This window comes from Bradyrhizobium iriomotense (genome assembly GCF_030160715.1).
In the GTDB taxonomy this organism is placed as follows: domain Bacteria; phylum Pseudomonadota; class Alphaproteobacteria; order Rhizobiales; family Xanthobacteraceae; genus Bradyrhizobium; species Bradyrhizobium iriomotense.
In genome coordinates, this window is sequence record NZ_BSOW01000044.1 from 26,052 (window position 1) to 43,848 (window position 17,797).

11 protein-coding genes are annotated in these 17,797 nt (G+C 64.7%); 7 read left to right on the forward strand and 4 right to left on the reverse strand.

What is annotated here, in order from left to right; all coding sequences use genetic code 11:
• Window positions 1-24: 24 nt before the first annotated feature.
• Genes QQL28_RS39860 through QQL28_RS39870 form a run of 3 tightly spaced genes read left to right on the forward strand, consistent with a single transcriptional unit; the run spans window position 25 to window position 3,499 of the window.
• Window positions 25-1,230 carry an amino acid ABC transporter permease gene (locus QQL28_RS39860; protein WP_284274485.1) on the forward strand — a complete coding sequence of 402 codons (1,206 nt, stop codon included), beginning with the start codon at window positions 25-27 and terminating at the stop codon, window positions 1,228-1,230.
• Window positions 1,227-2,747 carry an amino acid ABC transporter permease gene (locus tag QQL28_RS39865; protein WP_284274486.1) on the forward strand — a complete coding sequence of 507 codons (1,521 nt, stop codon included), beginning with the start codon at window positions 1,227-1,229 and terminating at the stop codon, window positions 2,745-2,747. Before QQL28_RS39860 ends, QQL28_RS39865 begins: the two co-directional genes overlap by 4 nt.
• A gap of 11 nt (window positions 2,748-2,758) precedes the next feature.
• The gene (locus QQL28_RS39870) at window positions 2,759-3,499 is read left to right on the forward strand and encodes an amino acid ABC transporter ATP-binding protein (protein ID WP_284274488.1); all 741 of its coding nucleotides are present in this window, start codon (window positions 2,759-2,761) and stop codon (window positions 3,497-3,499) included.
• Window positions 3,500-3,569: 70 nt separating this feature from the next.
• Here the strand turns inward: QQL28_RS39870 and QQL28_RS39875 are convergent, their stop codons facing one another.
• The 4 genes from QQL28_RS39875 to QQL28_RS39890 form a co-directional block, all read right to left on the reverse strand.
• Window positions 3,570-4,604, reverse strand: coding sequence for a cysteine synthase A (locus QQL28_RS39875; RefSeq protein ID WP_284274491.1), 1,035 nt, complete (start codon window positions 4,602-4,604; stop codon window positions 3,570-3,572).
• An 84-nt stretch (window positions 4,605-4,688) separates the two neighbouring features.
• On the reverse strand, window positions 4,689-5,918 hold the full coding sequence (locus tag QQL28_RS39880; RefSeq protein ID WP_284274493.1) for an SAM-dependent methyltransferase: 1,230 nt from the start codon (window positions 5,916-5,918) through the stop codon (window positions 4,689-4,691).
• An 89-nt stretch (window positions 5,919-6,007) separates the two neighbouring features.
• Window positions 6,008-6,895, reverse strand: coding sequence for a DUF1365 domain-containing protein (locus QQL28_RS39885; protein WP_284274494.1), 888 nt, complete (start codon window positions 6,893-6,895; stop codon window positions 6,008-6,010).
• Between the two features lie 4 nt (window positions 6,896-6,899).
• A complete protein-coding gene (locus QQL28_RS39890; RefSeq protein ID WP_284274495.1) occupies window positions 6,900-8,210 on the reverse strand; it encodes an NAD(P)/FAD-dependent oxidoreductase in 1,311 nt (436 codons plus the stop codon).
• Between the two features lie 415 nt (window positions 8,211-8,625).
• On the opposite strand from QQL28_RS39890, the gene QQL28_RS39895 reads away from it, so the two are divergent.
• From QQL28_RS39895 to QQL28_RS39910, 4 genes are read left to right on the forward strand one after another with little or no spacing between them, the layout of a single operon-like run.
• Window positions 8,626-10,086, forward strand: a complete 1,461-nt coding sequence (locus tag QQL28_RS39895) for an efflux transporter outer membrane subunit (protein ID WP_431309720.1) — start codon at window positions 8,626-8,628, stop codon at window positions 10,084-10,086.
• A complete protein-coding gene (locus tag QQL28_RS39900) occupies window positions 10,076-11,488 on the forward strand; it encodes an efflux RND transporter periplasmic adaptor subunit (protein WP_284274496.1) in 1,413 nt (470 codons plus the stop codon). Before QQL28_RS39895 ends, QQL28_RS39900 begins: the two co-directional genes overlap by 11 nt.
• A 27-nt stretch (window positions 11,489-11,515) precedes the next feature.
• On the forward strand, window positions 11,516-14,662 hold the full coding sequence (locus tag QQL28_RS39905) for an efflux RND transporter permease subunit (protein WP_284274498.1): 3,147 nt from the start codon (window positions 11,516-11,518) through the stop codon (window positions 14,660-14,662).
• A gap of 1 nt (window position 14,663) precedes the next feature.
• Window positions 14,664-17,765 (forward strand): efflux RND transporter permease subunit, encoded by a 3,102-nt coding sequence (locus QQL28_RS39910; protein ID WP_284274500.1) that lies wholly within the window; start codon window positions 14,664-14,666, stop codon window positions 17,763-17,765.
• Window positions 17,766-17,797: the final 32 nt, after the last annotated feature.

Below are 17,797 nucleotides of genomic sequence, written 5' to 3' on the forward strand. Positions count from 1 at the left end.
TGGCCAAGCCCACGGCTTGCGGCGATGAGCACTGAGGCCCGTAAACCACCGCCGCAGATCGCGCTGAAGCTTCGGCGCGCTCTCGGGGGTAAGGCTGGCTGGAACGGCGTCGCCGTCCAGCTTGCCTTCGCCGCGATCCTGGGCTGGATAGCCTTTGAGATCATCTCCAACGCCCGCACCAACCTGGCAAACCAGCATATTGCGGCCGGTTTCGGATTCCTGAGGAATAATGCGGGCTTTGACGTCAATCAGAGCCTGATCCCCTACACGGGCTCCGACACCTTTCTGCGCGTGTTCGTGGTCGGACTCCTGAACACGCTGGTGGTCTCGGTGGTCGGCATCGTCTTTGCCACCGTGATCGGCTTCATCATCGCGTTGTGCCGGCTCTCGCCCAATTGGCTGTTGTCGCGCGTCGGCGAGATCTATGTCGAGGTCATCCGCAACCTGCCGCTGCTGTTCCAGCTTTTGTTCTGGTACCTCGCGGTGCTTGCAGCCTTGCCCAACCCGCGGCAGAGCATCTCGCTGCTGGGCATCGCTTTCATCAGCAATCGCGGATTGGTCATCCCCAGCCCGATCGGGGAGAGCGGATTCGCGCCGTTCCTGGCGGTGCTGACGTTCGGTATCGTCGCTTCGCTGGCGCTGCGGATCTATGCGCGGCGGGCGCTGTATCAGTACGGTCACATGATCCGCATCTGGCCTTACGTGCTGGGCCTTTTGTTCGGGCTCCCGCTCGTCACGACGCTGATATTCGGGTTGCCCTTCACCTTCGAGCTGCCGCAGCTCAAGGGCTTCAATTTCGCCGGCGGCTCGCGGATCATCCCGGAATTCGTGGCGCTGGCAGTGGCGCTGTCGACCTATACGGCGGCCTTCATCGCCGAGATCGTGCGCGCGGGCATCCTGTCCGTGCACAAGGGACAGATGGAGGCGGGGTCCTCGCTGGGCTTGAGCCGTGGCGCCACGCTGCGGCTGATCGTCGTGCCGCAGGCCATGCGCGTCATCGTCCCGCCGCTGACCAACCAGTACCTCAACCTCACCAAGAACTCCTCGCTGGCGGTCGGCATCGGCTATCCGGACCTGGTTTCCGTGTTCGCCGGCACGTCGCTGAGCCAGACCGGGCAGGCGATCGAGATCATCGCCATGACGATGGCCGTCTATCTCCTGATCTCGCTCCTCACCAGCGCCGTCATGAGCGTCTATGGCTGGCGCATCAACCGGAGCCTGGGAGCATGACGGACATCACCGCGTCATCCTTCGTTCGCCAGGATCTGGTTGCCGAGCGTCCTGCTCCGGTGAGGACCACCGGCTTCATCGGTCTGGTGCGCACGCGTCTGTTGAACTCGCCGACCAACATTCTCTTGACGATCCTCGGGGCATTGCTGCTCTGGTACACCGTCATTCCCGCCCTCAAATTCCTGCTGGTCGACGCCGTCTGGACCGGTACGGATCGAACGGCCTGCCTGCCTGAAAAAGCCGGATTCGTTGTTGGCGCCTGCTGGCCCTATATCCAGGCGAAGCTTCCGCAACTCATCTACGGCTTCTATCCCGAGGCTGAACGTTGGCGGGTCAATCTGACCTTCATTCTGGCGGCGGTGCTGTTGCTCCCACTGCTCATTCCGCGCCTGCCGGCGAAAGGACTCAACTCCGGCCTGTTCTTCTTTGCCTTCCCGGTGATTGCATTCTTCCTGCTGCACGGCGGCGGCATCAACGGTTTCGGCCTGAGCTGGACCGCGGGCCTGCTGCAACTGTTCGACGACAGCGTCATCGGCGCCGGCCAGGGGCTGGTCGGTCTCAGCAAGAGCTCGGCCATCGGACCGCTTCTATGGGTCATCGGCAATTTCATCGTGCTGGTCGGCACCGCGATCCAGTGGCTGATCTTTCCGCTGACCTGGCTGCGCGGTCAGCTCCAGGCCGGTGGCCAATCCATCTGGATCGATTTCGCGATCACGACCATCGTCATCTCACTGATCCTGTTCTACCTCGGCGGCGGAATGCGCACCGGCTGGCGCGCCCTCGCATCGAGCATCGCGACCTTCATCGGCATTGCGATCGTGATCAAGCTGATGGGGCTCGATCACGGCGGCCTGCCGATCGTCACCACGAATCTCTGGGGCGGCCTTCTGGTGACGTTGGTGGTCTCGGTGACCGGCATCGTCACCTCCATGCCGATCGGGATTGCGCTGGCGCTCGGGCGACGCTCCACGATTCCCTTGATCCGGATATTCTCGATCGCCTTCATCGAGTTCTGGCGCGGCGTGCCGCTGATCACAGTGCTGTTCTTTGCCACCTACATGCTGCCCTTGTTCCTGCCGGGCAATTTCAGCGTCGATGGTCTCATGCGCGCGCTGATCGGGATTGCGCTGTTTACTGGCGCCTATCAGGCCGAGAACGTCCGTGGCGGCCTTGCTGCGATACCGCGCGGGCAGGGGGAGGCCGCCTCTGCGCTCGGCCTGTCATGGTGGAAGACCACCTCGCTGATCGTGCTGCCGCAGGCGCTGCGTCACGTCATTCCGAACCTCGTCAACAGCTTCATCTCGCTGTTCAAGGACACCTCGCTGGTCTCGATCGTGGCGCTGTTCGACCTGCTCGGCTCGCTGCGGGCGTCATTCTCCGATCCCGTCTGGTCGACGCCGTCGACGGCGTTCACCGGCTTTGCCTTCGCCGGGATCATCTACTTCATCTTCTGCTTTGGAATGTCGCGCTACTCGCTTTTCGTCGAGAAGCGTCTCAACGTCCATCGCCGCAACTGAACAGGGTCACCATGTCCACTAGCCCGATCGTCAAGATTTCCGGCCTCAACAAATGGTACGGCGACTTTCACGTCCTGCGCGACATTGATCTCGAGGTCGAGAAGGGCGAGCGCATCGTGATCTGCGGCCCCTCGGGTTCGGGCAAGTCGACGCTGATCCGCTGCATCAATGCGCTGGAGGAGTTCCAGGAAGGCGAGATCGTCGTCGACGGTATCGAGCTCGGGCCGAACCTGAAGCACATCGACGCGGTGCGGCGCGAGGTCGGCATGGTGTTCCAGAGCTTCAACCTGTTCCCGCACCTCACAGTGCTCGACAATTGCACGCTGGCGCCGATCTGGGTGCGCAACATCCCGAAGAAGGATGCCGAGGCGACCGCGATGAAATTCCTGGAGCGCGTGAAAATCCCGCACCAGGCCAACAAGTTTCCGGGCCAGATGTCCGGCGGCCAGCAGCAGCGCGTCGCGATCGCGCGGGCGCTCACCATGAATCCAAAGGTGATGCTGTTCGACGAGCCGACCTCGGCGCTCGACCCTGAGATGGTCAAGGAAGTCCTCGACACCATGGTCGACCTCGCCAAGGAGGGCATGACCATGTTGGTCGTCACCCACGAGATGGGCTTTGCGAAGGAAGTCGCCAACCGCGTCGTGTTCATGGACGCCGGTCAGATCATCGAATCCAACACGCCGCAGGAATTCTTCGCCCACCCGCAGCACGCGCGCTCACAGCTGTTTCTGAGCCAGATCTTGCGGTAGGCGCGAATGTGAATGGCGAGTAGCGAATGGGGATTTCTACTCGCTATTCGCTACTCCCTGTTCGCTCGCCTTAGACAAACGGCGGCTTGATGTTGCTGCGCTTCTCCAGCCAGGTCGGCACCGGTAGATTCTTGGCGCGCATGAAGTCCGAATTGAAAAGCTTCGACTGGTAGCGGCTGCCGGAATCGGCGAGCACGGTGACGATGGTCTTGCCGGGGCCGAGCTTCTTCGCAAGACGAATGGCGCCGGCGATGTTGACGCCCGTCGAGCCGCCGAGGCACAGGCCCTCGTGCTGGAGCAGATCGTAGATCAGGTTGACTGCTTCCTCGTCGGGAATGAGGAAGGCATCATCGACCTTCGCGGTCTCCACGATCGCGGTCGCGCGGTTGAGCCCAATGCCCTCGGTGATTGAGCCGCCAGGCGTCGCCTTGGCATCGCCGGTCCGGAAATACTCGTACATTCCCGCACCATGCGGATCGGCGCAGGCGATAGTGACATTCTTGTTCTTGTCCTTCAGATAGCGGCTGACGCCGGCGAGCGTGCCTCCGCTGCCGACCGAGCAGGCGAAGCCGTCGACCTTGCCGCCGGTCTGCTCCCAGATCTCGGGGCCGGTGGATTCGAAATGCGCCTTGGCATTATCGAGGTTGTTCCACTGGTCGGCGAACAGCACGCCGTTCGGCTCGCTCTTGCGCAGCTCGTCCGCGAGCCTGCGGCCGACATGCTGGTAGCTGTTGGGATTGGCGTAAGGCAGCGCCGGCACCTCGACGAGCTCGGCGCCGCATAGCTTCAGGAAATCCTTCTTCTCCTGGCTCTGGGTCTCCGGGATTACGATCAGGGTGCGGTAGCCGCGCGCGCTCGCCACGACGGCAAGGCCAATGCCGGTGTTGCCGGCGGTTGCCTCGACCACGAGGCCGCCCGGTTTCAGCTCACCGCGCTTCTCGGCCTCCAAAATCATCCATTTGCCGGCGCGGTCTTTCACCGACTGGCCCGGGTTCATGAATTCGGCCTTGCCGAGAATGGTGCAGCCGGTCTGTTCGGACGCACGCTTGAGCTTGATGAGGGGGGTGTTGCCGATGGCTTCGACAACGTCGTTATTGATGGTCATGTCAGGCAATTACCGGCTGTTTCTGTGAATTGGACGAAACCCTAAAGTAGGGTCTGCGGCCACACAAGGCGAGGGCGCAAAGTCTTAATGCTGCTTTGCGAAGACGACCTGCCGGACGTCGATATTCCCGGAGAGGAAACCTGCCTCACAATAGGAGAGGTAGTACTCCCAAAGACGCCGGAACCGATCGTCGAAGCCGAGCGGCACGAGGTTCGGCCAGGCGCTGCGGAAGTTATTTCGCCAGGTGGCAAGCGTCTTGGCATAATCTTGCCCAAAGATGCGCTCCCGGATGACAGGCACGCCAAACGTCTCCCCCAGCGACTTGAGCACGGCGGGCGAGGGCAGCATGCCGCCGGGAAACACGTAGCGCTGGATGAAGTCGACCTCGCGCCGATAGGTCTGAAACAGCCCGTCCTGGATGGTGATGGCCTGAATGCCGGCAAGGCCGCCCGGCAGCAGGCGATCACGCAGTTGCGCGAAATATTTCGGCCAGAACTGCTCGCCGACCGCCTCGATCATCTCGATCGAGGCGATGCGGTCATACCGGTCGCGCTCATCGCGGTAGTCCTGAAGGCGGATCTCGACCTTCTCGGCGAGCCCGGCGTCCTGGATGCGCTTCTGCGCAAAGTCGCGCTGCTCGGTCGAGATCGTCAGCCCGACAACACGCGTGCCAAAATTCTTGGCCGCGTATTCGGCAAATCCGCCCCAGCCGCAGCCGATCTCGAGCAGCTTCTGTCCAGGCTTCAGATCGATGGCTTCGGCGAGGCGGCGGTATTTGTTGGTCTGGGCCGCCGTGAGATCGGTGGTGTTCTCTTCGAACAGCGCCGAGGAATAGGTCATGCTCGGATCGAGCCAGGCCGAATAGAAGGCGTTGCCGATGTCGTAATGCGCATGGATGTTCCGCCGCGCCTGTCGCCTGGTGTTGCGGTTGAACCAGTGCTGGACCACCTGGACGAAGCGCATCAGAGGCTTGTCGCGGAGCATGGCCTGGATCAGGTCGTGGTTGACGCAGAAGAGATAGAGGAACTGAGTGAGATCGGGCGTATCCCAATCGCCGGCGAGATAGGCTTCCGCAATTCCGATATCGCCGGCATTGATGAGGCGCGACGCAAAACCGTAATTGTGCAACCCCATCACCGCATTTGGGCCCGGCTCGAGGCCGCCGAGCCGGATGACGCGGCCGTCGGGCAGGATCACGTCGAGCGTCCCGCGCCTCAGGCGTGAGCCGAAGGCGAGCGCGAGGCGAACCAGCCGTGGCAGGTCGGCGAGGACCGTCTCGACATTGTCGGGGGTGACCGGAATCGCGTTCGACATCGGCATCACCTGAACTGGCACTGTCCGACCGCTCAGGGGGCCGCGCCGGTCCCGGTTCTCGCTGGACCCGAGAGCGCCCCCACAGGCAGTCAGCGACGTATAGTATAAGCGCGCGTTTCGGCTGGCGCCAAGCGGGTTTGCAGGCCGGTTTGCAAGGGGGTTTGCAAGGGGGGTTGAACGGCAGGTCCGTCGGCGGGCCGCCCTGGGACATTCGGTCGTGGTATCAGCCGCGCGCCCTTGAACCAGAGCCGCAAGGCTTCCCAATGGATCGCCGCCATCACCTTGAGGGGCACGAGCGGCAGCGCAACCAATGACCGCACCAACGCGCGCGATGTCAGCGCGCGGCGGCGGCCGCTGAAGGTCGCCGCGAGCAGTGGGCCGTCCCGGTCGGTTTCGAGGATACGCAGGCGGACGGTGTCGGACGGCGGACGGAGGCGGAAATGATAGCGCGTCTCCATATCGATGAAGGGTGAGACTTGGAACTGCTTGTCCTGCTGCTGCCGCAGGCCGGCGGCGCTCATCTCGCCTGATACGACCGGCAGGACATAAGGATGGATCTCGCCAAAGGTGTTACGCACCTCGTAGATGACGAGCGCGAGTTCGCCGCCTGCGCGGTAGCAAAAATACACCGACAGCGGATTGAAGCCGTAGCCGAGCAGGCGGGGATAGCAGAGCAGCATCACGCGGCCGCCGGTGAGATCGACATCGTGCCGCACTGCGCAGCGCTGGGCATAGGCGCGCAAGGAGGAACCGTCGCGCTCGCCGTGATCGGCCTCGTGGAAGCTGTAGAGGCCTGCGCGATTGACCCCGAAGAGGGCCGATTGCCGGCCTGCTTCCTCGAGCCGGTCGAGATCGATCAGGAGGCTCATGACGCGATAGCTGAAGCGGTGGCCGATCGGCTTCAACCGCGCATGCATGACATCGCCGACATAGAGCGATGCGGCGTCCTTTGCGGGCAGGGCGGTCTCTGTCGCCATCGCGCTACTCCGCGGCTTGCGCCAGCTCGACCGGCACCTCGCGCCAGGGGGCGACCACGCCAAGCGCCTCGGCGACGCGAAGGCCCGAACGCAGGCCGTCCTCGTGAAAGCCATAGCCGGTCCATGCGCCGCAGAACCAGGTATGCCGGCGTCCCTGGATCTCGCCGAGCCGCTTCTGGGCGGCGAAGGCTTCGGCATTATACTGCGGATGCTCGCAGACATGTTTGCCGAAAGTGAGCTCCGGCGCCGGCGCGAAGGGCGGGTTGAGGCTGACGAACAGCGGCTTGTCGCGATCGATCCCCTGAAGCCGATTCATCCAATAGGTCACGGCGACGTTATTGGCGATCGTGTCCTCGCGCTGCCAGCGCAGGAAATTCCAGGACGCCCAGGCGCGCTTCCGCTTGGGCATCAGCCTGATGTCGCGATGCAGATAGACCGTGTTCGGCGCATAGCCGATCGCGCCGAGGATGTGGCGCTCGTCCGCGTCGGCATCGGACAGCATGGCGAGCGCCTGGTCGCTATGGGCAGCGATCACCACGTGGTCAAAGCTGTCGTGCCGGCCGTGGCTGTCATGGACGATGACACCGTGTGCGGTGCGCTCGATAGCGGTGACGGCGCAGCCAAGCCGGATGTCCGCGTAGGTCGCCGTCAACTTCTCGACATAACGCCGGCAGCCGTCCTTGACGGTGCGCCAGACCGGGCGGTCGTGATGCAGCAGGCGATGATTGTCGAAGAAGGCGACGAAATTCTCGGCGGGAAAGTCGAGCATCTCATCGGCCGGGGTGGACCAGATCGCGGCCCCCATCGGAGCGAGGTAGTCGGCCAGCAGCCGCTGCGAGAAATGGCGTTGCGCGAAATAATCGCCCAGCGTCAACCCGGCGAGGCGCCCGGCATGGTAGTCGGCAACGCTTTGCCGGTTGAACTTCACAATGTCGGCGAGCATCCGGAGATAGGACGGCGAAAGCAGATTGCCGGGCTGGGCGAAGAGTCCTGCACCCGTCGACCACCAGTCGTTGCCGCCCCCGCGCCACTCGAATCGCCCGCTGTCGGCGGATACGGCAAAGCTCATGCAGCTCTCCACCGTCTCGATGCCGAGATGGGCGAACATCGCGGTCAGGTCGGGATAATTGAGCTCGTTGTAGACGATGAAGCCGGTATCGACGGCGATCGGCGTGCCGCCATAATCGACCGTGACGGTGTGGCTGTGCCCGCCGGCGCGCAGCTCGCGCTCATAGACCGTCACCGGGTAGCGTCGTGAGAGCGTCCAGGCCGCCGCGTTGCCGGCAATGCCCGTTCCGATGACCGCGATGCGCATGTGTAATGCCCCTGCCGCTTGGTGTCGGACGAGCTACGGTGCGCTGCGGCGCAAGTTTCAGTGGAGTGAGCTACTCTGTACCCGCCCCGACCCTGCTGTGGCGACAATATCACATGAAATGTTGGTAAGCTTGCCGCCTGCCGGGGAGCACTTCGAAATGCAGAAAGCCCTGTAGAAATAGGCACAATCTGCGCGTTTCGCGACTTCGTGAAGCCTGTTTGCGGGGCGGGCTTCGCAGCTGCGGGACTGTCCGCACCGGTCACGCCCCGCTAATATGCGGCACGGTTCCAGGAAAGCATCACGTGAACGAAACGGAGACCACGCCCCAACTGACGCGCCGCGAATCGGTTAATCCGACCGCGCGGTGGCAGTTGCGTCTGCCCGGCAGGGGGTGGATGTGACCCGAAGATTCCCGATGGTCGCCGTCCGGCGATCGTACGGTCCTCGACCCCGGCTGCTGGGCGCAGCGAGCCGGGTGGTGGCGCTTGGCCTGGCACTGAGCTCCGCCGGCTGCGTGCTGACGCAGGATTTGCCCGATCCGGCACTCGACGTGCCCAGCCAATATAAATACGCCGGAAAGCCTGATGCACCGCCGCCGCTCGACTGGTGGCGCGGCTTCCGATCGGCCGAGCTGACGCAATTGATGGAAGAGGCGCAGACCGTCAACCTGGACATCGCCGCCGCCGTCTCGCGCATCTTCGAGGCCGATGCCCAGGCGCGTCAGGCCGGCGCAGCCCTGCTGCCGAGCCTGTCCGGCTCGGGATCGGAGACCTATTCGCGCACCTCCGGCTCCTCGTCCTCCGGTCTGACCAATGGCGGCCGCGAGGTCGTCAACTACTCGGCATCGCTCAGCGCGAGCTACCAGCTCGATTTCTGGGGCCAGAATCGCGACGCCCTCCAGTCGGCCGAAGAGACCGCCCACGCCAATCGCTTCGATCGCGACGTCGTGGCGCTGACCACACTCGCCAGCGTCGCCAACGCCTATTTCCAGGTCCTGGCCTCGCAGGACCGCCTGCGGACCGCGCAAAGCAACATCGCCAGCGCCCAGCGCATCCTCGATGCCATCAAGGAGCGGCGCAAGGCCGGCACCGGCACCGACCTCGACGTCGCCCAGCAGGAGAGCGTGCTTGCCAACCAGAAGGCGCTGGTGCCACCGCTCCGGCAGACGCTCGACCAAAACATCAACGCGCTGGCTGTGCTGGTGTCGCGCCCGCGGGAGAGCGTGCGCATCTCTGGCGGCTCGCTGAACCAGATCGCGATCCCGCGCGTCACGCCGGGGCTGCCGTCCGAACTCTTGACGCAGCGGCCTGATATTCGCCGGCAGGAAGCGCAGCTTGCGTCCGCCACCGCCAATATCGGCAATGCCCGCGCACAGTTCTTTCCGACCATCCAGCTCACCGGCAATGGCGGCTATCAGAGCTCGGCGCTGGTGTCGCTGTTCCAGCCGCACGCGGCGTTCTTCCAGCTCGTCGGCAGCGCGACGCAGCCGATCTTCGACGGCGGCAAGATTCTGGGCAATTTCGAATTTGCCAAGGCGCGCCAGGACGAGTTGCTGCAGACCTACCGCAAGACGATCGTCCAGGCCTTCGCGGATGTCGACAATGCGCTGTATTCGATCAAGCAGACCACGATCAAGCTGCAGTTGCAGCGCGACGTGGTTGCGTCATCGCGTCGCGCCTTCGAGCTGGCCGAGCAACAGTTGCGCGCCGGCACCGCAGACATCGTGACCGTGCTTAACGTGCAGCAGACACTATTTCAGGCGGAAGATGCGCTGTGGCAGGCGCAACTTGCGCGGCTGCTCGCGATCGTCAGCCTCTATCAGGCTCTTGGCGGCGGTTGGGAGCCAAGAATGGAGAAACCGGTCAATGCTCTTTAAGCCGGACACGAAGGAAGGCGCGAAGGGCGAGGCGGGCAAGCGCGGCTCGTCCCGGCGCGGCCGCCGCTTTGTTTCCACGCTGATCACGCTCGCGATCCTCGGCGGGCTCGGCTATTTCGGCTGGACCGCGTGGCACCAGAAGCCGGCCAATGACCGCAATGCGCGGCCCGACCTGCCCGTGCCGGTGCTGGCGGCGTCCCCGCGCATCCAGGACGTGCCGGTCTATCTCGACGGCGTCGGCGCGATCCGTGCGCTCAACACCGTCACCGTGCGTTCGCAGGTCGACGGCAAGCTGATCGCGGTGAATTTCATCGAAGGCCAGGACGTCAAGAAGGGCGACGTGCTCTGCGAGATCGACCCTGCGATTTACCAGGCCCAATACGACCAGGCCGTCGCCAAGAAGGCGCAGGACCAGGCCCAGCTCGCCAACCAGCGCATCGACCTCACGCGCTACGAGCAGCTCGCTGCCTCCAACGCCGGCTCCAAGCAGCAGGCCGACACCCAGCGCGCGCTGGTCGCGCAGACCGAGGCGCTGGTCAAGGCCGACCAGGCCGCGATCGACAATGCCGCGGCAACGCTGAGCTATACCAAGATCGTAGCCCCACTCTCGGGCCGCGCGGGTCTCCGCCAGGTCGACCAGGGCAATATCATCCATGCCTCCGACACCACGGGCCTCGTCGTCATCACGCAGTTGCAGCCGATCGCGGTGTGGTTCAGCCTGCCGCAGCAGCAGATCATGCGCGTCAACGCCGCCGCGTCAAAGGGCGCGTTGCAGGTCGACGTGTTCGGGAATGACGGCGTCACGGTAATCGACACCGGCAAACTGACCGGAATCGACAACCAGGTCGATCCGACCACCGGCACGCTCAAGCTCAAGGCGGAATTCCCCAACGCCAACTACCAGCTCTGGCCGGGCCAGTTCGTCAATGTCCGCCTCAAGGTCGAGACGCTGCCGAAAGCGCTGGTGGTGCCGACATCGGCCGTGCAGCGCGGCCCGATCGGAACGTTCAGCTATGTGATCGGCGAGGGCGATATCGTCTCGGCAAAACCCGTGACGGTGACGCAGCAGAACGAGCATGACGCCGTCATCGCGAGCGGCCTGTCGCCGACCGATCGCGTCGTCACCACGGGCTTTGCCAATCTCTCCGACGGCTCCAAGGTGATCGTCGGCCGTGACGACCAGACGCCGTCGGCCGATCTTGCGCCGCGCAAGCGCACCCGCGCGCCACAGGGCAAGGAAGGCCAGAAGGACGGGCAGGCCAAGGACGGTCAGGCGAAGGACGGGCAGGGCAAGGATGGCGAGCGCCGCGCCAGGCGGCAGAACGGTGAGGGCGATCAGAAAGGCCAGACCGGACCGGCACAGGGGGCAGATTCATCGGGCAGTGGAGCGAAGCAGCCATGATCCCGACCTCGACCGACTGATCGCGTCATGGGCGTCTCCGAACCCTTCATTCGCCGGCCAATCGCGACCTCGCTGCTCGGCATCGCGCTGCTGATCGGCGGCGCGCTCGGCTATTTTTCGCTTCCGGTCTCGGCGCTGCCGCAGGTCGACTTCCCGACCGTGCAGGTGACGACGCAACTGCCCGGCGCGAGCCCGGACGTCGTCGCCTCGCTCATTACCGCGCCGCTGGAGCGGCAGCTTGGCCAGATCCCGTCGCTGTCGGCGATGAACTCGACGAGCTCGTTCGGCGTCAGCCAGATCTCGCTGCAATTCGATCTCAACCGTGACATCGACGGCGCGACGCAGGACGTGCAGGCTGCGATCAACGCCGCCGCCGGCGTCTTGCCCAAGACGCTGCCTTACCCGCCGACCTACGCCAAGGTGAACCCGGCGGATGCGCCGGTCATGACGCTTGCGCTGCGCTCCGACACGATCTCGCTGCGGGTGATGAGCGACATCGCGGATACGATCCTGGCGCAGCGGCTGAGCCAGATTTCCGGCGTTGGCCGCGTCTCGGTGCTGGGCGGGCTGAAGCCGGCGGTGCGCATCCAGGCCGACCTCGCGCGGCTTGCCGCCTACGGCATCGCCATGGAGGATCTGCGCAACGCGATCGCAGGCGCCAACGTCTCGGGGCCGAAGGGTTCGCTCGACGGCGCGCAGCAGTCCTATTTGATTGCGGCCAACGACCAGATCGCCGCGGCCGATGCCTACCGGCCGATCATCGTGGCCTACCGCAACGGCTCGCCCGTCACCATCGGGGATATCGCGCAGATCGTCGACGGTCTGGAAAACGACCGGACCGGCGGCTGGTACCAGGGCACGCCGGCGGTGATCATCGATATCCAGCGCCAGCCCGGCGCCAACGTAATCGACGTGGTCAGCCAGATCCGGGCGGAGATCCCGAAGGTCCAGCGCGCGATCCCGGCCGGCGTTAACCTGACCGTGGTCTCGGACCGGACCGTCACCATCCGGGCCTCCGTCCATGACGTGCAGTTCACGCTGGTCCTCGCCGTCGTGCTGGTGACGCTGGTCGTGCTGCTGTTCCTGCGCTCGCTGCGCGCGACCGTGATCGCCGGCGTCGCGCTGCCGCTGTCGCTCATCACGAGCTTCGGCATCATGTATTTCGCCGGCTTCAGCCTCGACAATCTGTCGCTGATGGCGCTGACGATCGGCACAGGTTTCGTGGTCGACGACGCCATCGTGATGATCGAGAACATCGTGCGCCATATGGAGAATGGCGAGAGCGCGATGCAGGCTTCGCTCCGGGGCGCGAGTGAGATCGGCTTCACCGTGATCTCGCTGACGGTGTCGCTGATCGCGGTCTTCATCCCGCTTTTGTTCATGTCGGGCCTCGTGGGCCGGATGTTCCGCGAATTCGCGCTGACGCTGACGATTGCGGTCGTGACCTCGGCGGTGGTTTCGCTCACCCTGACGCCGATGATGTGCTCGCGCCTCCTCAAGCACTCCCATGAGGAAATGGCGGTGCCGGGGCTCGCCGCCATCAGCCGCTTCATCGACTGGACCGTCGGCTTCTATCACCGGAGCCTGTTATGGGTGCTGGAGCGCCAGCGCACGACACTGGTCGTGACCTTCGCCACGCTGATCGCGACCCTGGTTCTCTATGTCGTCGCGCCCAAGGGATTCTTGCCGCTGCAGGATACGGCCTCGATCACGGCGGTGACGGAAGCCGGCCCCGACGTCTCCTTTGCCGAGATGCAGAAGCGTCAGACGGAAGCAGCCGATGCCATCAAGGCCGATCCCGACGTGGTCGGCGTCGTCTCGGTGATCGGGGCGGGCTCCGTCAATCCGACCACCAATGTTGGACGCCTCGTGATGACCCTCAAGCCGCGCGGTGAACGGCGCGACGACGTCAGCGTGGTCATCGACAGGCTGAAGAACAGGGTTGCCACGATCCCCGGCATGACCGTGTACTTCCAGCCGGTCCAGGACGTGCAGATCTCGACCCAGTCGAGCCGCTCGCAATATCAGTACACGCTGACCGGCACCGACGCGGCATCCGTCTCGGAATGGTCGCGCAAGCTGGTCGCCGAGATGCGGCGAGATCCGCTGTTCCGCGACGTGTCCTCGGAAGCGCAGGACGGTGGCTTGCGCGCCCAGCTCGACGTCGACCGGACCCGCGCCGGCCAGCTCGGCGTCAACCTGCAAGCCGTCACCGACACGCTGAACGACGCCTTCGCGCAGCGGCAGATTTCCACCATCTACGGCCAGGCCAACCAGTATCGCGTGGTGCTGGAGGCGCTGCCGATGTACCAGCGCGATCCGTCGATCCTGTCGAAGCTGTACTTGCCGGGCGCTGCCAGCGCCACCGTGGGGGCGCCGAACGCCCAAGTGCCGCTGTCGGCCGTGGCAACGCTCACACGGACCACGGCGCCGCTCGCGATCTCGCACCAGGCGCAATTCCCGGCGGTCTCGCTCAGCTTCAACCTGGCGCCGGGCGCTGCTCTCGGCGACGCGGTCGAAGCCGTGAAGGCGATCGAGACCCGCATCGGCATGCCCGGCAACATCGTCGGCGTCTACGCGGGCGATGCCGCCGAATTCGCCAAGGCGCTCGCCGGGCAGCCCTGGCTGCTGCTCGCGGCGGTGATCACGATCTACATTGTGCTGGGCGTGCTCTATGAGAGCTACATCCATCCGATCACGATCCTGTCGACGCTGCCGTCCGCCGGCGTCGGCGCGATCCTCGCGCTGGTGCTGTTCGGACAGGACCTCTCCGTCATCGGCCTGATCGGCATCATCCTTCTGATGGGCATCGTCAAGAAGAACGCCATCATGATGATCGACTTCGCGCTGGAAGCCGAGCGCGGGCAGGGGATGGCGCCGACGGAAGCGATCGTGCAGGCCTGCCTGTTGCGCTTCCGCCCGATCATGATGACGACGCTTGCGGCGCTGTTCGGCGCGCTTCCGCTCGCGATCGAAAGCGGCACGGGCTCGGAGTTGCGCTTTCCGCTCGGCATCTCCATCATCGGCGGCCTTCTGCTCAGCCAGTTGCTGACGCTCTACACCACGCCGGTGATCTATCTCGCGCTCGACCGGATCAATCGCCGCCTCGAGCGCGCGCTGCCCCCGGTCGAGCCGGGAGGCCCGCCGGTTGCGGGCGCAACCGAGGGGATGTGAGATGGCATCGATCTCGGAGCCCTTCATCCGCAGGCCCGTCGCCACCACGCTGCTCTCGATCGGGCTGTTTCTCCTGGGTGTCGTGGCCTACGAGTTCCTGCCGGTCTCGTCGGTGCCCAACGTCGACTTCCCCGCCATCTTCGTGTCCGCGAGCCGCCCCGGCGCGGACCCTTCCGTCATGGCGGCAACCGTCGCCGCGCCGCTGGAGCGGCGTCTTGGCGAGATCGCCGGCGTCAACCAGATCACCTCGACGAGCTCGCTCGGCAACACCAACATCCAGCTCCAGTTCAATATCGGCCGCGACATCGATCGCGCCGCGCGCGACGTGCAGGCCGCGATCAACGCCTCGCTGGTGGACCTGCCGAGCGACTTGCCGGCGCTGCCGCGCTTCCGCAAGGCCAATTCGGCCGCGGCACCCGTCTACGTGCTGGCCCTGACCTCCAAGACCATCTCAACCGCCGCCATCTATGACGTCGCCGACACCGTGCTCGCGCAGCGGATCTCGCAGGTGCCGGGCGTCGGCAATGTCACGATCAGCGGCGCCGATCAGCCGGCGGTGCGCATCCAGCTCAATCCGGTCGCGCTGTCGAATGCCGGCATCGCCACCGACGACGTGCGAACCGCAATCATCAATGCCAATCCGCTCGGTCCGATCGGCATCTTCAACGGCGAACGCCAGAGCGAGACGCTAGCGCTGAACCGGCAGATGCGCACCGCCAAGGAATTCCGCGACGTCGTCATCAAGAGCTCGAACGGCAATTTCGTGCGCCTGGCCGACGTCGCCGATATCGAGGACTCCGTGCGCAACGCGCGCTCCATCGCCTGGTTCAACAAGCAGCCGGCGGTGCTGATCCAGATCACCAAGCAGGGTGATGCCAACGTCATCGACACCGTCGACCGGGTCAAGGCACTGATCCCCGAGCTGAAGCAGTGGATTCCGGCCGGCGTGGAGATCTCGACCCTGGTCGATCGCACCGGCACGATCCGCGCCAGCGTCCAGGACATGCAATGGACGCTGCTTGCCACAGCGATCCTGGTCATGCTCGTGGTGTTCGTGTTCCTGCGGCGGATCACGCCGACGATCGCGGCCGGCATCTCGGTGCCGCTGGCGCTCGCCGGCACCTGCGCCGGGATGTGGCTCGCGGGCTTCTCGATCGACAACCTCTCGCTGATGGCGCTCGCGATCTCCGTCGGCTTTGTGGTCGACGACGCCATCGTGATGATCGAGAACATGTTCCGCAATCTCGAGCACGGCATGCGGCCGTTCCAGGCGGCGCAGGAGGGGGCGAAGCAGATCGGCTTCACCGTGCTCTCGATCAGCCTGTCGCTGATCGCGGCGTTCACGCCGCTGATCTTCATGGACGGCATCGTCGGCCGCCTGTTGCGCGAATTCTCGCTGACGCTGACCTTTGCGATCGTGGTCTCGACGCTTGTCTCGCTCACGGTCACGCCGATGATCTGCGCGCAATATATCCGGCAGACCACGTCGGGGACGGCCACGCTGTTCGACCGCGTGGTCGAGGGGTCGCTGTCGCGGATCGTCAATTTCTACGCGCGCACCCTGCGCGCCGTGCTGGAATTCCCGCTTTCGACGCTCCTGGTCTTCTTTGCCACCATCGCCCTCACGGTGACGCTCTACGCCAAGGTGCCGAAGGGCTATTTCCCGACCGACGATTCCGGCTTCATCATCGGCGCGACGCGGGCTTCCGCCGACATCTCGTTCCAGTCGATGCTGGGCTTGCAGCAACAGCTCGCCGACATCGTGATGGCGGATCCGGCCGTGGCCGGCATCGGCTCGGTGCTCGGCGGCGGCGGGCCCGGCCCGGCCACGTCGAACCGCGGCACCATGTTCATCAGCCTGAAGCCGCCGGAAGAGCGCGACTACGTCGCGACCCAATTGGTCATCGACCGGCTGCGCCGCGCGCTGTTCCGCGTGCCCGGCATCCGCCTCTTCATGTTCGCAGCCCAGGACGTGCGCGCCGGCGGACGCCAGAGCGATTCGGACTACCAGTACACGCTGTCGAGCACCGATCTGGACCTGCTCCAGCAATGGGCGCCGATCGTCGCCAAGCGGATGGAGACGGTCGAGGGCATCACCGACATCTCCAGCGATCGCGATCCCGGCGGACTGCAGCTCACGCTGACCATCGACCGCCAGAGCGCCTCGCGCCTCGGGGTCCGCGTCCAGGACATCGACAACGCGCTCAACAACGCGTTCGCGCAGCGGCAGATCTCAATCATCTACACCCAGCGCAACCAGTACATGATCGTGCTGGAGACCGATCCGAAATTCCAGGTCGATCCGTCCAATCTCGAACGCATCTATGTCGCCGGGGCCAATGATACGCAGGTGCCGCTGTCAGCCGTGGTGCGTGCGCAGCGCGGGCTCGCGGCGCTAGCTGTGTTCCATTCGCAGTCGTTTCCCTCGACCACCGTCTCGTTCAACCTCTTGCCGGACGTGCCGCTTCAGGTCGCGACCCAGAACATCCAGCGCGCGGTCGAGGAGTTGCACATGCCCGAGGGCATTCGCGGCAGCTTCGACGGCAACGCCGGCGATTTCGCCAGGACCAGCGGCCGGCAGCCGCTGCTGATCCTTGGCGCACTGGTCGCGATGTATATCGTGCTCGGCGTGCTCTACGAGAGTCTTGCCCATCCACTCACAATCATCTCGACCTTGCCATCAGCCGGGCTCGGCGCGCTGCTCGCGCTCCAGATCACCAACACGCCGCTGACGGTGATTGCCTTCGTCGGCATCATCCTCTTGATCGGCATCGTCAAGAAGAACGGCATCATGATGGTCGACTTCGCCCTCGACGCCGAGCGGCAGCGCGGCCTGTCGTCGGCGGACGCGATTTTTGAAGCGTGCCGAGCGCGCTTCCGCCCGATCCTGATGACGACGATGGCGGCGCTGTTTGCCGGCATTCCGCTGGTCATCGCGACGGGGCCCGGCACGGAACTGCGGCGCCCGCTCGGCATCACCATCATCGGCGGCCTCTTCGTATCGCAGATCCTGACCCTCTACACGACGCCGGTGATCTATCTCCTGATCGATCGCCTGCGCCGTCGCTCCGAGCCGGACGCCGTGCATGCGCCAGCGGAATAACGGTTGTTGAAGCCCTGGGCCAAGCGTATAGC

Bases quoted from the DNA above. Each gene is read 5' to 3' on its own strand.
- QQL28_RS39860 (WP_284274485.1), top strand. From the start codon at position 25: ATGAGCACTGAGGCCCGTAAACCACCGCCGCAGATCGCGCTGAAGCTT.
- QQL28_RS39865 (WP_284274486.1), top strand. From the start codon at position 1,227: ATGACGGACATCACCGCGTCATCCTTCGTTCGCCAGGATCTGGTTGCC.
- QQL28_RS39870 (WP_284274488.1), top strand. From the start codon at position 2,759: ATGTCCACTAGCCCGATCGTCAAGATTTCCGGCCTCAACAAATGGTAC.
- QQL28_RS39875 (WP_284274491.1), bottom strand. From the start codon at position 4,604: ATGACCATCAATAACGACGTTGTCGAAGCCATCGGCAACACCCCCCTC.
- QQL28_RS39880 (WP_284274493.1), bottom strand. From the start codon at position 5,918: ATGTCGAACGCGATTCCGGTCACCCCCGACAATGTCGAGACGGTCCTC.
- QQL28_RS39885 (WP_284274494.1), bottom strand. From the start codon at position 6,895: ATGGCGACAGAGACCGCCCTGCCCGCAAAGGACGCCGCATCGCTCTAT.
- QQL28_RS39890 (WP_284274495.1), bottom strand. From the start codon at position 8,210: ATGCGCATCGCGGTCATCGGAACGGGCATTGCCGGCAACGCGGCGGCC.
- QQL28_RS39895 (WP_431309720.1), top strand. From the start codon at position 8,626: ATGGTCGCCGTCCGGCGATCGTACGGTCCTCGACCCCGGCTGCTGGGC.
- QQL28_RS39900 (WP_284274496.1), top strand. From the start codon at position 10,076: ATGCTCTTTAAGCCGGACACGAAGGAAGGCGCGAAGGGCGAGGCGGGC.
- QQL28_RS39905 (WP_284274498.1), top strand. From the start codon at position 11,516: ATGGGCGTCTCCGAACCCTTCATTCGCCGGCCAATCGCGACCTCGCTG.
- QQL28_RS39910 (WP_284274500.1), top strand. From the start codon at position 14,664: ATGGCATCGATCTCGGAGCCCTTCATCCGCAGGCCCGTCGCCACCACG.